At 64.8% G+C, this 13,611-nt stretch carries 15 protein-coding genes; 11 read left to right on the top strand and 4 right to left on the bottom strand.

Features of this window, described 5'->3' with window-relative positions:
• On the bottom strand, positions 1-1,048 hold a 1,048-nt coding region (locus tag FJ386_13415; GenBank protein MBM3877691.1), incomplete at its 3' end, for a homoserine dehydrogenase.
• A 160-nt stretch (positions 1,049-1,208) separates the two neighbouring features.
• Here FJ386_13415 and FJ386_13420 point away from each other — a divergent pair.
• The 6 genes from FJ386_13420 to trpE all read left to right on the top strand — a co-directional run bounded on the left by FJ386_13420 (position 1,209) and on the right by trpE (position 5,452).
• The gene (locus FJ386_13420) at positions 1,209-1,616 is read left to right on the top strand and encodes a hypothetical protein (GenBank protein MBM3877692.1); all 408 of its coding nucleotides are present in this window, start codon (positions 1,209-1,211) and stop codon (positions 1,614-1,616) included.
• Positions 1,617-1,729: 113 nt separating this feature from the next.
• On the top strand, positions 1,730-2,503 hold the full coding sequence (gene hisF, locus FJ386_13425) for an imidazole glycerol phosphate synthase subunit HisF (protein MBM3877693.1): 774 nt from the start codon (positions 1,730-1,732) through the stop codon (positions 2,501-2,503).
• The gene (locus FJ386_13430; protein ID MBM3877694.1) at positions 2,500-2,856 is read left to right on the top strand and encodes a DMT family protein; all 357 of its coding nucleotides are present in this window, start codon (positions 2,500-2,502) and stop codon (positions 2,854-2,856) included. Before hisF ends, FJ386_13430 begins: the two co-directional genes overlap by 4 nt.
• Before the next feature lie 67 nt (positions 2,857-2,923).
• Positions 2,924-3,313 (top strand): phosphoribosyl-AMP cyclohydrolase, encoded by a 390-nt coding sequence (hisI, locus tag FJ386_13435; GenBank protein ID MBM3877695.1) that lies wholly within the window; start codon positions 2,924-2,926, stop codon positions 3,311-3,313.
• A gap of 72 nt (positions 3,314-3,385) precedes the next feature.
• A complete protein-coding gene (locus FJ386_13440; protein ID MBM3877696.1) occupies positions 3,386-3,910 on the top strand; it encodes a hypothetical protein in 525 nt (174 codons plus the stop codon).
• A 12-nt stretch (positions 3,911-3,922) separates the two neighbouring features.
• The gene (trpE, locus tag FJ386_13445; GenBank protein ID MBM3877697.1) at positions 3,923-5,452 is read left to right on the top strand and encodes an anthranilate synthase component I; all 1,530 of its coding nucleotides are present in this window, start codon (positions 3,923-3,925) and stop codon (positions 5,450-5,452) included.
• A gap of 488 nt (positions 5,453-5,940) precedes the next feature.
• Here trpE and FJ386_13450 read toward each other — a convergent pair whose 3' ends face one another.
• Positions 5,941-7,257, bottom strand: a complete 1,317-nt coding sequence (locus FJ386_13450) for a hypothetical protein (GenBank protein ID MBM3877698.1) — start codon at positions 7,255-7,257, stop codon at positions 5,941-5,943.
• Between the two features lie 373 nt (positions 7,258-7,630).
• On the opposite strand from FJ386_13450, the gene FJ386_13455 reads away from it, so the two are divergent.
• The 3 genes from FJ386_13455 to FJ386_13465 all read left to right on the top strand — a co-directional run bounded on the left by FJ386_13455 (position 7,631) and on the right by FJ386_13465 (position 9,849).
• Entirely contained in the window at positions 7,631-8,686 is a 1,056-nt protein-coding gene (locus FJ386_13455; protein ID MBM3877699.1) for a DUF3466 family protein, read from the top strand.
• A gap of 170 nt (positions 8,687-8,856) precedes the next feature.
• Positions 8,857-9,072: a hypothetical protein gene (locus FJ386_13460; protein ID MBM3877700.1), complete on the top strand. Its 216-nt coding sequence runs from the start codon at positions 8,857-8,859 to the stop codon at positions 9,070-9,072.
• A 36-nt stretch (positions 9,073-9,108) separates the two neighbouring features.
• The gene (locus FJ386_13465) at positions 9,109-9,849 is read left to right on the top strand and encodes a prepilin-type N-terminal cleavage/methylation domain-containing protein (GenBank protein MBM3877701.1); all 741 of its coding nucleotides are present in this window, start codon (positions 9,109-9,111) and stop codon (positions 9,847-9,849) included.
• Between the two features lie 96 nt (positions 9,850-9,945).
• Here FJ386_13465 and FJ386_13470 read toward each other — a convergent pair whose 3' ends face one another.
• Positions 9,946-10,512, bottom strand: a complete 567-nt coding sequence (locus tag FJ386_13470) for a sterol desaturase family protein (protein ID MBM3877702.1) — start codon at positions 10,510-10,512, stop codon at positions 9,946-9,948.
• Between FJ386_13470 and FJ386_13475 the strand changes: the two genes are divergently transcribed.
• The gene (locus FJ386_13475) at positions 10,467-11,918 is read left to right on the top strand and encodes a DUF1501 domain-containing protein (GenBank protein ID MBM3877703.1); all 1,452 of its coding nucleotides are present in this window, start codon (positions 10,467-10,469) and stop codon (positions 11,916-11,918) included. The two genes, FJ386_13470 and FJ386_13475, sit on opposite strands and share 46 nt — an antisense overlap.
• Before the next feature lie 151 nt (positions 11,919-12,069).
• Positions 12,070-13,023, top strand: coding sequence for an aldo/keto reductase (locus FJ386_13480; protein MBM3877704.1), 954 nt, complete (start codon positions 12,070-12,072; stop codon positions 13,021-13,023).
• Between the two features lie 157 nt (positions 13,024-13,180).
• On the opposite strand, the gene FJ386_13485 is transcribed toward FJ386_13480, so the two are convergent.
• Positions 13,181-13,426 (bottom strand): hypothetical protein, encoded by a 246-nt coding sequence (locus tag FJ386_13485; GenBank protein ID MBM3877705.1) that lies wholly within the window; start codon positions 13,424-13,426, stop codon positions 13,181-13,183.
• Positions 13,427-13,611: the final 185 nt, after the last annotated feature.

Genomic DNA, 13,611 nt, shown 5'->3' on the forward strand with positions numbered 1-13,611 from the left:
CGTCGCGCTCGTGCGGCACAAACGGCGGCACGCGGCGGTTGCTCTTGTATTTGAGGTCGAGCGCGGCGTCGGCGAGGTCGCTCAACACGGCGCTCGCCGTGGCGTCCTTCCCCGCGCCACGTCCATAGAACAAGGTGTCGCCGACGACGTCCCCGCGGACAAACACCGCGTTGAACACGCCACTCACGCTGGCGAGCACGTGTGAGTTCCGCACCAGCGCGGGATACACGGAAACCTGGATGCTCCGTTTCGCCGCGGCCGTGCGTGACGCTCGCGCCCCGTCGCCTGTCTTCACCACACCGAGCAGCTTGATGGTGTAGCCGAGCTGGCCTGCAAACTGCATGTCCAGCCGGCTGATGGTCCGGATGCCCTCCACGTGGATTTGTTTCGGGTTTACCCAGAATCCATGCGCGAGCGACGCGAGCAGTCCTATCTTGTGCTGCGAGTCCCATCCGTCGATGTCGAGGTCGGGCGGCGTCTCGGCGTAGCCCTGCTGCTGCGCGTCGGCGAGCACGGTGTCGAAGTCCTCTCCCTCGTGCTTCATGCGCGAGAGGATGTAATTGCACGTGCCGTTGACGATTCCATAGAGCGCTGTGACGCGATTGCCGACGAAGCCCTCTCGCAGCGACTTGATGATCGGGATTCCGCCGCAAACGCTCGCCTCGTAGTAGAGATTCGTGCCGTGGTCACGCGCGGTCTGGAACAGTTCCTCGCCATGAGCCGAGAGCAAGGCCTTGTTTGCGGTCACGACTGGTTTGCCGAGTCGCAGCGCGGTCAGCACCATTTCCCGGGCAAGGGTGACCCCGCCCGCGAGTTCCGCTACAATGTGCACCTGCGGGTCCGCCACGACACTCCGCCAGTCGGTCGTCAACAGGTGCTGCGCGATTGGATAGGGGCGCGGTTCATCGAACGCTTTCACGGCGACCCTGCGCAGGCGCACCTCGACGCCGGTGCGCGAAGCCATGAGCGCGCCGTTCCGCTGCAATGCGTGGACCACGCCGCTACCCACCGTGCCGCCGCCGATCATTCCCACGATCGCCTGTTGCATAGAGGCCGAGAGAGTGCAGGCATCGTTGCGTCGGGACAAATCCTTTTTGGAGTCGCCTCGCGGCGGTCATATGTTTTCAAGTCATAACTTGGCGGCGCGAATCACACCCGGACAAATCACCCTTGTCATGGCGGCTATGAGTGCCTAGGCTGCGCGCCACATGAAAAACGTCAACGTTCAACAATACCTTTCACTCCACCAATCGCTCTTGAATGAGAAGGCCGCGCTGGAGGCGCGTCTGGCTCAGGTCGCAAAGGCGCTTTCCGGCCGGGCCGTTGCCGCGGCAGCGACCAAGCCGCCCGCGCGTCGCGGACGCCCGTCGGGCAAAGCGACGGCCAAGCCGGGACGCAAGCCGGGACGCAAGCGTGTGCAGAATTCCATGTCCATGCGCGAGGCGGTGGTGAAAGTGCTGGCGGGCAAAACGCTCGCCAGGCGGGAGGTGCTCGCGGGCGTGCTCAAGCTCGGATACAAGTTCAACACGAAGGACCCGCTCAACTCGCTCGGCGTCATCCTCTACAAGGACAAGGCCATCAAGCTCGCGAACGGAAAGTTCTCCCTGACGAAGTAGCCGGTTGTTGGGGGCGGATTTCAGGTAGCCTCACGTCCGGTCGAGGCACGATCGCGCTGCCGTGGTTGTGTTGCCCGGCAAATCACGCGCAAACAATCCTCAATCACTGGAGCATGCTCGCCCGCCGCGTCATTCCGTGCCTTGACGTCCACGGCGGCCAGGTTACGCGCGGCGTTCAGTTCGGGCGCGCGGAGGCGGGAGGACTTCGCAACGTCGGGGACCCGGTCGAACTCGCGATGCGTTACAACGAGCAAGGCGCGGATGAGATGGTGTTCTTCGACATCACAGCGAGCGCGCACGGCAGGGCGAGCATGGTCAGCGTCATCGAGCGCGCCGCCGACGAGTGCTTCATGCCGCTGACCGTCGGCGGGGGCATCCGGACCGTGGACGACATGCACACGATGCTTCGCGCCGGTGCGGACAAAGTGAGCATCAACACGTCCGCCATCAGTCATCCCGGTCTCATCCGCGCCGGCGCGGAGAAATTCGGCAGCCAGTGCATCGTCGTGTCCATCGACGTGAAGCGCACCGCGCCGGGCCGATGGGAGGTTTTTTCCAAGGGCGGCCGCGAGCCCACGGGCATGGAAGCCGTCGAGTGGGCGACGCGAGCCGTTTCGCTTGGGGCGGGCGAGATCGTGCTGAACTCGATCGACGCCGACGGGACGAAGGCCGGGTTTGACCTCGTCATTACGCGGCGCATCAGCGAGTCGGTCGGCGTGCCGGTGGTGGCGAGCGGAGGCGCGGGTTCGCTCGAGCACATGGCCGAGGTCTTGCTCGAGGGCAAGGCCGACGCGGTGCTGGCCGCGAGCGTCTTTCACTTTGGCGAACAGACCGTCGGGGACGCGAAGCGCTATTTGTCCTCGCGTGGAATTCCGGTGCGACCATGACAGACCTCACTCAAAACCGCTGGCTTCCGATCGCGTTGCTCACGGCGTCCAACGTGTTCATGACCTTCGCGTGGTATGGCCACCTCAAGTTCAAGCAACTGCCGCTCGGGTTCGTCGTGCTCGCGAGCTGGGGCATTGCCTTCTTCGAGTATTGCCTGATGGTGCCCGCCAATCGCTGGGGCAACTCGACCTACTCCGCCACGCAGCTCAAGATCATGCAGGAAGTCATCACGCTCGTCGTGTTCGTCGGTTTCGCCGTCGCGTATCTCGGTGAACGGCTCCGATGGAATCACTTCGCCGCATTCCTCTGCATCCTCGCCGCGGTCGGTTTCACCTTCATCCCGAAGGAATGATGGCGGCGGGGCGGTCTGCCAGTTTCAACTTTGTGCGTTCGCGCCTTTGTGGTGTGATGCCGCGCGCATGAGCTTTTACGACAAACTCAAGTTCACGAACGACGGCCTCATCCCGGCCATCGTGCAGGAGCAGTCCACCGGCCGCGTGCTGATGATGGCGTGGATGAACCGCGCCTCGATCGAGACCACCATCGCCACGGGCAAGACGCATTTCTGGAGCCGCTCCCGGCAGAAGTTCTGGATGAAGGGCGAGTCGAGCGGACACGTGCAGGTGGTCAAAGCCATCGCCTTCGACTGCGACGGCGACACGCTGCTCATCCAAGTCGAGCAGACTGGCGCCGCTTGCCATGAGGGATTCAAGTCGTGCTTCTTCCGCTCGGTCGAGCCCGGCGGCGAAGCGTGGAAGGAAACCGAGCCGCGCCTCGAGAACCCGGAAACAATTTACGGCAAGAAGTGATTCGCGTGCGGCGCGCGTGAGCCGCCACGACGAGCCGCGCACGATCCCATCGAATCCTCCCTCCGCACGCCCATGGAAGAATCCGTCGCATTCGGCAGCGTCCAATACTGGGTGATGCTGGCGCTGCTGGTGTTCGCGCGCGGCATGGACTTCCTCAGCACGTGGATTGCCACGCCGAACCTGTTGCTCGAGGCGAACCCCATCGCTCGCAAGCTGGGCTGGCGCTGGGGCGCGGTGTTCAACGCCGTCATCTGCGTGCTTGCCGCGGCATGGACGCTCGCGGCGATCGTCGTGAGCACCACGAGCCTTCTTGTGGCGGCGCGCAATTTCAAATCCGCCTGGTTCATGCGTGTGCTTGGAGAGGATCGATACCGCGCATGGGTCGGCGATTTGATCGATCAGGCGGGGATTCGCACGCAACTCGTCTGCCTGCTTGGGGAGACGAGCCTCACGGCGTTCATCGGCGCGGCGGTGGTTTACTTCGGCTGGAATCACCTCGTCCTCCTGTCCATCGGTGTCGGTATCGTCGCCTACGCTGGCGCGGTCGCGTTCTACACGCTGCTTTCGCTGTGGCGCTCCCGGTCGCGCATCGGATAGAGATTTCGCCGCATGTATTCGCCGACGCTCAACGAGTTCCTGCAACGGACGGGGCAGGGGAACCTCATCCCGGTCACCCGCCGCATCCTCGCGGACTTCGAGACGCCGCTGTCCGCCTACAAAAAGATCCGCGGGCAGGGCGAGTCATTCCTCTTCGAGTCTGTGGAGGGTGGCGAGCATCTCGGGCGCTACTCGTTCGTCGGCTGCAACCCGCGCGCCGTCATCCGGCAGACGGGCGCGGTGGTCGAGGTGTTGGAAGGCGGGAAGGCCGCGGAAAAGTTCGGCGTGCCCGTGCACGGCAAGGAGCCGTGCGAGAAGTGCGTCCGCGACGGCCTCGAAGTCGTCGAGCGCGTCCTCGCGCGCTTCAAGCCCGTCGCAGTGCCGGGGCTGCCGCGCTTCACCGGCGGCGCGGTCGGGTTCATCGGCTACGAATTCATCCATGACGTCGAGCCCGTGGTGCCGCGGCCCGCGCGCGACGAGCTTGGCACGCCCACCATGGTCTTCCTCATCGCGGACGAGTTGCTGATCTTCGACCGCGTCGCGCAGACCATCACCATCCTCGTCAACGCCGTGCTCGACGATGCGCCCTCCGCCACCGAGGCCTACGAGAACGCCGTCGCCGAGATCGAGCGGCTCGTGTCGCTGCTCGAACAACCTTCCCAACACGCGCCCGTGACGCTTCCCGCGGAGGCGCCGCACCTCGCGTTCGAGTCCAACACGCCCAAGGAGAAGTTCCTCGCCAACGTCCGCAAGTCGAAGGAGTTCATCACCGCGGGCGACGTCATCCAAATTGTCGGGTCACAGCGCTTCAGCGCCGAGACCGAGGCGTCGCCCGTGGACGTTTACCGCGCCGCGCGTTCGGTGAACCCCTCGCCCTACATGTTCCTGCTCGAACTCGGCGGCTTTTCGCTCGTCGGCGCGTCGCCGGAAATTCACGTGCGCTGCGAGGATCGCAAAGTTGAAATTCGTCCCATCGCCGGCACGCGCCGTCGCGGCAAGACGCCGGACGAAGACGCCGCGTTGGAAAAGGAACTGCTCGCCGACCCGAAGGAGCGCGCCGAACATGTCATGCTGGTGGACCTCGCGCGCAACGACATCGGGCGCGTGTGCGATTTCGGCAGCGTGCAGGTGCGCGACCTGATGATCGTCGAGCGTTACAGCCACGTGATGCACATCGTGTCGAGCGTCGAGGGCCGGCTGGCGGCGGACAAAACCAGTTACGACCTGATGCGCGCGACGTTCCCGGCGGGCACGGTGAGCGGCGCGCCGAAGATTCGCGCCATGCAGATCATCTCCGAACTCGAGGGCACGACGCGCGGGCCGTATGCCGGTTGCGTGGGCTACTTCAGTTTCAACGGCAACTGTGACACCTGCATCACCATCCGCACCGCGCTGCTTAAGGACGGCAAAGCGTATGTTCAGGCGGGAGGCGGCTGGGTCAATGACTCAGAGCCAGAGAGCGAGTTTCAGGAGACGGTGAACAAGAGCAAGGCGATGCTGAAGGCAGTGGCGTTGGCGGAGGGTATCGGGGCGACCGGCTGACCTCCGCGGGCGGGTTTGGAGCCGACGCATGACTTCGCGCCCGCCACTGAACGATGTATTGAGACCTCTGCACAACGTGTAGCGTCGAGACTTCGCCTCGACGGAACCTGCCAGAGTCCTCGGAAAGTCCGGCCACAGGCCGGACACTACACCGGCGCAAGATGGGTTTTGCAGAGGTCTCGTCTTGATCTCTCGGTTCGCTGCCCGGCTGCGCCGGAAGGCTCCTTGGGCCAACCCGCTCGCCGGGTGCACCCACGGAACCGCCCGGTCAGCCCAAGGAGTCATTCGACCGTTGAATAACGCCGGATGCACCGGCTCGTGGCGCCGTTCGGGGAGCCTTCGGACATTACTTCGGGAATCCCGATGTATCGGGATATGCCGCCTTGGTCGCCGGAGCGCGATGAGAAGCGGTGTTTCCGCTCCGCATTGCCACCGCACTCCAAAGTCACGTGAAGGTCGGTCCGCCCCGGAGCGCGGGCTTCCGCGTCTTACAGCCCGTAAAGCGGCAGGTGGCCGTAGCGCGCCCCAAGCGCGATGACCGCCAGACTCGTGCAATACACCCGCCCGAGGTAGCGGCCTTCGAAGTTGTCCGTCCACGAGCCGTCCTTGGACTGGCCGTGGACGAGGTTGCGCTCGGCGAAGATGCGGACGGCGGTGGAATGCGGCTCGTTGAAGCCGTTCAACGCGAGGCTGGCGAAGAAGGTGCCGTGAAACGGCCACGGTCCATGCGCGAGGAACTTCATCTGCGGGTCGGCTTGCAGCATGTCGAGCAGCATCGAGGCGCTCTGCACGGCCTCGGGGCTGCGCCCCTGTCCCGTGACCCGCAGGCCGACCAACCCCTCGGCCAGGTGGGAGTAGTGGTTCGGTTCGGACGGCGGGAGCAGGAGTGTCTCGGGCGGGACAATCGTCGGCGCGAAGTAGTTTGTGACGCTCTTCGAATCGGAAAAGTGGCACACGTAGCAGCGCTTTCCCTCGACGACGACGGGGGTGCGAGAAACAATCCTCCCCGGCGCAGTCTTGTTGGTCCGGATCGACGAGATTGTCCATCGCTCCGGGTTGAGGATCACCGGCTTTCTGCCGTAATCGAACAAACCAAACCCGTCGGCGAACAGCCGCTTCAAGTATCCCGCCGCCGCCGGACCCGAGGCGGGCGGAATCTTGAAGCCCGCCTTCTCGCCCGAGCTGAGCGCGAGCAATTGCCACGCGGTCGCAGGGAGGTCCGCGTCGGTCGAAGCCGGATAATAGCGCCAGCCGCCGGTCTCGAGCGGGTTGGCGCGCTTCACGCCTTGAGCGCGCAAGATCAGGATCGTCGCCGCCTGCGCCTTGGCGCGCAGTGACGCATCCGTTTCGCGATCGAGGTCGAGCTGGAGGAATTGCGTGAGCGCGAGCGTGACCAGCGCGTGGCCAAACATTGTCGAGTGATCGGCCAAGCCGAAGTAGCCGTCCGCCGTCTGCCGGTCCGCGCGCAGCAGGAAGTGCATGGCCCGCTTCAACGCGAATCCCTCGGGCGATCTGTCGCCCGGATGATGCCCCGCGGAAACTAGCGCCATCGCCGCCAGCGCGGTCAGCGCGGTGTGATACTTCGGGTTGTCCGAGAAGGAGCCCACCGCGTTCTGTTGCGTGAGGAGGAACTTCACCCCGCCTTGGAGCGCGGTGTCCACGCGGTCCGAGGTGGCCGGCGCGGAGATGGGCGCGGCGGCCTTCGCGGCGGGTGCCTTCGCTTGGGGCCCTGCGTGCGATGCGGGAAGCTGAACCAGTCCCGCGAACGCGGACGCGAGTGCGAGGCGCAGGAACTTCCGAGTCACAGTAGGTAAAGCGGCTGGTGCTTGTATTGCGCCGCGAGTGTCAGCACCGCGAGACTCGTGCAATAGACGCGACCGGCGTAGCGCCCTTTGAAGTTGTCCGTTCACGCGCCGTCCGCCGCCTGACCGACGACGAGGTTGCGCTCGGCAACGGTGCTGCGGTGGCGATGGTCCCATTCGAGAGAATGACCGCCAGCATCAAGCCCGCGGGAGACGCGATGAGGCTTCGTGAAGCTGTGGGACTGGTAGAATTGAATGGCACGCGGCTCATGCCTGACCAGTGGTTTCGCCGTGACGGTGAAAGGTCGCCGGCTCCCGGTCAATCGGGGATTGCCTGTATTTGCGCGGCGGCGGCTGAGTCTGACAGTGTCTTGTCATGCCCCGCCGCGCGTTCGCCAGCCTCATGGCTGTCGTCACGGGAACGATGCTTTTTGCACCGGCCCGTGCATCAGCCCAAGGCTACACGGTGACTGACCTCGGCACGGTGGGCGGCGCATCGAGCAAGGCTTCGGCGCTGAACAACAAGGGGCACGTCGCAGCGACCATCTCCAAGGAGTTGCGCGACGGCTCGCGACTCAGCCGCGCGATGCAGCTCAAGGGCATGTGGACCGACATTGCAACCGCCGAAGGGCAGCACGCGTTCGGCTCCGACATCAACGACGCGGGTGACTTCATCGGGTGGACGCGATTTCTCCAGCCCGATGGCAAGCGTCAGGAGCGGGCGTGGGTGATCAAGGGCGGCAAGTTCACCGAACTCGGCTCGCTCGGCGGACCCAACTCGCGCGCCTACGGCATGAACGACCGCAGTGAAGTCGTCGGCGCGTCGCAGAATTCCGAGGGCAGCTTCCACGCGTTCCTCTGGCGCGACAACAAGATGGAGGACCTCGGCACGCTCGGCGGGAGGCACAGTTACGCGCACGGCGTGAACAGCGCGTTCGACGTTGTCGGCGTGTCCGAGACGACGAACCAACTTCGCCACGCCTTCCGGTGGTTTGCCGGCAAGATGACCGACCTGGGCACGCTCGGCGGATTGCTCAGCCAGGCCAACGCGGTCAACGAGCAGGGCGACATCGTGGGCGTCGCTCAGCATACGAACGGACTCATGCGCGCCTTTTTGCACACCGAGACCAGGATGCGCGACCTGGGCACGCTCGGAGGCGGATCGAGCCAGGCGGCTGCGCTCAACAACCGCAAGCAAATCGTCGGCACCGCGCAGACGCGGCTCGGCGAGCATCGCGGATTCATCTGGTCCGACGGCCAGATGCGCGACTTGAACCTGCTGCTTCCGCAGGCCGCGGGCTGGTTCGTCATGGAAGCCACGGACATCAACGAGGCGAGCCAGATTCTCTGCATGGCGCGCGGACGCGACACCCTCGTGCACGCGCTGATCCTCTCGCCTCCCGCCTCCGCCGTTGCGCCCAAGAAAAAGTAGCTCGACAGGCCTGTTCCGTCGGGGCGCAGCCTCGACGCTACAGCGGCGACCCGGCGGCTGTCGGTGCGCTCGACAAACGCTTCACGTGCGTCGCGCCCTTCAACTTCGGCGGGCCACAGCCGGAAACGCGCTACCCGCTGCCCGCGGACGCGGAGACGACCTTCAACTACATGGGCTGCGGCTCGTGGGAATCCACGCGCAACCTGCGGCTGAGCGGGCGCGACGGCTTCCTGCCGTGGGTCAAGTGCTGCGACGTGTGGCCGGCCGCGGGCTGGATTGTGCTGGAATCGGAGGGCTTCGAGATTCTCTTCCGCAGGTTCGAACTGCACCCGCTTGCGCGGGTGCAGCGGAAACCATTGGCAGTCCTGCCGTATCTCCCCGCTTGACACTCCAGCCGCGTGCTTCGACACTTGGGACAAGCTATGAAAGCGGTTCAGCAGCGGGCCTTCACCCTCATCGAACTGCTCGTCGTGATCGCCATCATTGCGATTCTTGCCGCGCTGTTGCTGCCGGCGCTCTCGCGCGGCAAGGACAACTCGCTGACCGCGAAGTGCCTCAACAACAAGCGGCAGATTCTCATCGGTCTCACGCTCTACGCGGGCGACAACGAGGACCAGCTCCCGCACTTCGCCTACGGCTACAACGTGGGCGGCATCCCCACCGGCCCTTCCAACTGGTGGTGGCAGACGCTTGCGCCGTATCTTGGCGGCACGAGCGGAGTCGTGGTTGCGGGCGCCTCGAGCTTCGGCGGGCGCCTGCTCACGTGCCCGAAGACGTCGTTCAACAACAACTACAGCGTGAACTATGGCACAGCCGTCGGAAGCGCCTTCGCGTATATGGGCAACGGCGGCCTTCCCGGGTCGAGCCGCCTCGGATCGCTGCCCACCCGCACGATGCTCATCGCCGATGGCACGAACCTCGTGTGGAGCCCGAATCAGTGGGTGTTCGACACGGACACCGACGGCGATGGCATCCGCGACAGCGCGTCACCGTTGGGCAATGGCACGATTCGCTACAACGGCTTCGCGTGTTACCACAGCCGAGGTCACGAGACGCGCGATGGCTCGAAAGACAAGGCAACGTGCGGCTTCGTGGACGGCTCGGCCCGCGCGATCTTCCGCCTGGACTGGATCCTGAACGCGGACCAGATGTGGGGCCGGTAGCCCGGCGGGCTGTCGCGGAAACTTTTCGTCGGTGTTCGGCTTGCGTTTGTGGCGTCGCCCGTGATTCGTGGAGCGCGGGCGTGGCGAGCATTCCGGTCAACGCCTGCTTCTCCCTCTCATCCCATCCATCGAGGCCGAGCTGGATTTTGTCCTGGTCCTCCCGCCAGACAAACGTGCCGAAACCCGGTCCCAGAAGCTGAACAGCGACGCGTAGTTCGAGTCTGTTTCGCGCTGCACGCGCGAGTGGTGGATCTTGTGCATCGCGGGCGTGACGATGAAACGCGGGAGGATTCCGTCCATGCGCGCAGGCAGCGAGACGTTCGCGCGCTGGAATTGCACCACCGCAAGGAGCACGCCTTCATACAGCACCACTGCCGTCGCGAGGTCCATGCGCGTGGATTCTGGAATCGCGGCTACGCCGAGCGCGGCAGCGACGCAAAGCAATCCAACCAGTGCGAGAACTTTCTGGGGGCCGGAGAGTGGCATGAGGCGGCTCGGTTCACGCGAAGCTTGGACGTGCGGCCCCGACCTTGCAAACGGGTTTGCGAGCAAGCGGGGCGTGTGGCTCCGGTTCGCGGTTGAAATCCTGCGGCGCGAAGGGTGATACTCCCGGTGGAATGAACCACGCGGATCATCCGGCCTCGACCATTTGTCGGCGCGCATTCCTCGCCCGGGCTGGCGCGGGCGGCGCTGCGTTGACGTGGTTCCTGGGATCTCGCCGGTTTCGTGACTCCATCGCCGCGGCTGAAGCTCCCGGCACGTCGCAATCTCGCGGTGCGGTCAATCCAATTCACCACGCGCCGCGGGCGAAGCGGGTCATCTATCTCTACATGGCGGGCGGGCCGTCGCATCTGGAGACCTTCGACCCGAAGCCGGAGCTTGCGAAGCTCGACGGCCAGCCGATGCCCGAATCCTTCACGAAGGGGCAGCCGATTGCGCAGTTGCAGGGTGCGCAGCTCAAGTGCTGGCGCCCGCAATTTGGCTTCAAGAAACACGGCAGGGCGGGGAACGAAATCTCGGACATCTTTCCCCGGCTGGCGACGGTCGCGGACGATCTGGCCATCGTCCGCTCGATGCACACGGACGCGATCAATCACGACCCGGCGCACACGTTGATGAACACCGGGACGCTCATCAGCGGCCGGCCGAGCATGGGCTCCTGGGTGACCTACGGGCTCGGCAGCGAGACCGAGAGCCTGCCGGGATTCGTCGTGCTCACCTCGACCGAGGGCCGCAGTCCGCAGCCGATTTCCACGCGCATGTGGCACAGCGGGTTTCTCCCGGGACAGTTCTCGGGCATCGAACTCCGCGCGCAGGGCGACCCGGTTTACTACGTCCGCAACCCGGGCGGCGTGAGTCCTTCGCGCCAGCGTGATGTCGTGTCGACCGTGCAATCGCTCAATCGCTTGCAGGACTCCGTTGTCGAGGATCCTGAAATTGCAGCGCGCATCTCCCAATACGAGATGGCGTTTCGCATGCAGGCTTCGGTGCCGGACCTTATGGACATCAGCAAGGAGCCGCGGTCGACGCTCGACCATTACGGCGCGACGCCCGGCGACGGCTCGTTCGCGTCGAACTGCCTGCTCGCGCGGCGGCTCGCGGAACGCGGCGTGCGATTCATCCAGCTTTACCACCGCGATTGGGACCATCACAACGACCTTGTGAAGTTCATCACCGGCAACGCGGCGAGCGTCGATCACCCGACGACAGCCCTGATCACCGATCTCAAGCAGCGCGGGCTTTTCAAGGACACGCTCATCGTGTGGGGCGGCGAATTCGGCCGCACACCGATGGTGCAGGCGAACAAGGGCGGCCCCGGCCGCGACCATCACCAGCGCGCCTTCTCGATGTTTCTGTGCGGCGGCGGCATCAAGGCCGGCGTGACCCACGGCGCGACGGACGAACTCGGCTACAACGCCGTCGAGGACCGCGTGCACGTGAACGACCTCCACGCGACGATGCTGCACCTGCTCGGCATCGACCACACCCGGCTCACGGTGAAGTTTCAAGGCCTTGACATGCGCCTGACCAACGTCGGCGGAGACGTCGTGCGGAATCTTCTCGCCTAGTCCAGTCCTCCCCCTCTTGCGCACCCGATGAGCGGACGACTCGCTGGCCGGTGCGCGACCGGCCAGCCGCAAAGGCGAAGGCGAAGGCCAAACAATGAAGTCCGCGCTGATTTGAGGTGAGCCTCCCGCTGCGGGCTGCTACAAGTCGCCCATGCACTACCGACCACTCGGCAAGACGGGCCTCAACCTCTCCCTCATCAGCTACGGCGCCGCTTCGCTCGGCAACGAATACGGCAACATGACCGACGAGGCGCGCGGCATCCGTTCGCTCCACGTCGCGCTCGACGGCGGCGTGAACTTCATTGATTCCTCGCCCTACTACGGCCGCACGCTCTCGGAGAAAATCCTCGGCCGCGCGTTCAAGGAAATCCGCCGCGACCGGTTCATCCTCGGCACCAAGTGCGGGCGATACGACGTCGCCGGCTTCGACTTCAGCCACGACCGCATCCTGCGCAGCGTGGACGAGAGCCTCGCGCGACTGGGCGTGGACCACATTGACATCATGCAAGTCCACGACATCGAGTTCGGCGACATGCAGCAGGTCGTGGACGAGGCGCTGCCCGCGCTCCGCAAGGCCCGCGAACAGGGGAAGGTCCGTTTCATCGGCGTCACCGGCTTCCCGCTGAAAATCTTCCGTTACATCCTCGACCGCACGGAACTCGACTGCATGCTCAGCTACTGCCACTACGCGCTGAACAACACCTCGCTGCTCGGGCTCATCCCGTATCTCCAGGCCAAAGGCGTGGGCATCATGAACGCCTCGCCGTTCAGCGAACGCCTGCTCACGCGCCAGCCGCTCCCCGAATGGCACCACGCGCCGCAATCGCTCAAGGACCAGTGCCGCCGCGCCGTCGAGTTCTGCGACTCGCGCGGCGTGGACATCGCCAGGCTCGCGCTGCAATTCTGCGTCGCGAACACCGACATCGCCACGACCGTCCCCGGCACGGCGAACCCCGACAACATGGAGAAGCAACTCCGCTGGATCGAGGAACCCGTGGACTGGGACCTCATCCATGACGTGCGAAGAATCCTCGACCCGACACACAACGTGCTCTGGCCCGTCGGCCGTCCCGAGAACAGTGACGATTTGGACGCGGGGCTGTAGCGGCGGTCAACGATCCAACTCATCGACGGCCTCGGCGGCGGTGGTGGAGCGCACGGTGCACTCTCGAACTCCCGCGACGCTCGAATCCCGCGGACGCGGGACGGAGAAGCCGGTCGCTGCGGCGCCATGGGTAGGCGGCAAAATACTCTTATCACGCTCAACTGCGGCCAAACAATCCCGGATTCGACCACTTGCTGTCGCATAGCAAATGTGTCGGCACTTCGGCAATCGCGTCCGGTGGGCCCTCAACATCCCAAAGATGCTCCCACCCACCACAACTATAGTCGGCAATACGCACCCGCGAGTGCCATCGCTCCAGCCATGCTCGAACCCACTGAACGTCTGCGGACGGCTCATCGCCTGCGTCATCTACGAAAATAGTGATGCGACGAATCTGTGACACGTGCGCGATGCCGCCTAACTGACGGTGCGCGACCGGTGGCTACGCGGGCACGATCGCACTCTTGGCGGCGGTCCAGCTCGCGGTGGCTTGAAGCGCGTCGTTCGCGCGCTCCACCGGGAAGCGATGCGTCACCATGCTGGCGAATGGAAACGCGTCCGGCGTCGTGCGCAAGAACTCGATGGCCG

It is taken from the genome of Verrucomicrobiota bacterium, assembly GCA_016871675.1.
Classification (GTDB): Bacteria; Verrucomicrobiota; Verrucomicrobiia; order Limisphaerales; family VHCN01; genus VHCN01.

What these genes read in the sequence shown, in the direction of transcription:
- trpE (MBM3877697.1), top strand. Translation starts at nt 3,923, where the DNA reads ATGTATTCGCCGACGCTCAACGAGTTCCTGCAACGGACGGGGCAGGGG.
- FJ386_13420 (MBM3877692.1), top strand. Translation starts at nt 1,209, where the DNA reads ATGAAAAACGTCAACGTTCAACAATACCTTTCACTCCACCAATCGCTC.
- FJ386_13470 (MBM3877702.1), bottom strand. Translation starts at nt 10,512, where the DNA reads ATGCGCGCCGACAAATGGTCGAGGCCGGATGATCCGCGTGGTTCATTC.
- FJ386_13460 (MBM3877700.1), top strand. Translation starts at nt 8,857, where the DNA reads ATGGGCTGCGGCTCGTGGGAATCCACGCGCAACCTGCGGCTGAGCGGG.
- FJ386_13475 (MBM3877703.1), top strand. Translation starts at nt 10,467, where the DNA reads ATGAACCACGCGGATCATCCGGCCTCGACCATTTGTCGGCGCGCATTC.
- hisF (MBM3877693.1), top strand. Translation starts at nt 1,730, where the DNA reads ATGCTCGCCCGCCGCGTCATTCCGTGCCTTGACGTCCACGGCGGCCAG.
- FJ386_13440 (MBM3877696.1), top strand. Translation starts at nt 3,386, where the DNA reads ATGGAAGAATCCGTCGCATTCGGCAGCGTCCAATACTGGGTGATGCTG.
- FJ386_13430 (MBM3877694.1), top strand. Translation starts at nt 2,500, where the DNA reads ATGACAGACCTCACTCAAAACCGCTGGCTTCCGATCGCGTTGCTCACG.
- FJ386_13465 (MBM3877701.1), top strand. Translation starts at nt 9,109, where the DNA reads ATGAAAGCGGTTCAGCAGCGGGCCTTCACCCTCATCGAACTGCTCGTC.
- FJ386_13480 (MBM3877704.1), top strand. Translation starts at nt 12,070, where the DNA reads ATGCACTACCGACCACTCGGCAAGACGGGCCTCAACCTCTCCCTCATC.
- hisI (MBM3877695.1), top strand. Translation starts at nt 2,924, where the DNA reads ATGAGCTTTTACGACAAACTCAAGTTCACGAACGACGGCCTCATCCCG.
- FJ386_13455 (MBM3877699.1), top strand. Translation starts at nt 7,631, where the DNA reads ATGCCCCGCCGCGCGTTCGCCAGCCTCATGGCTGTCGTCACGGGAACG.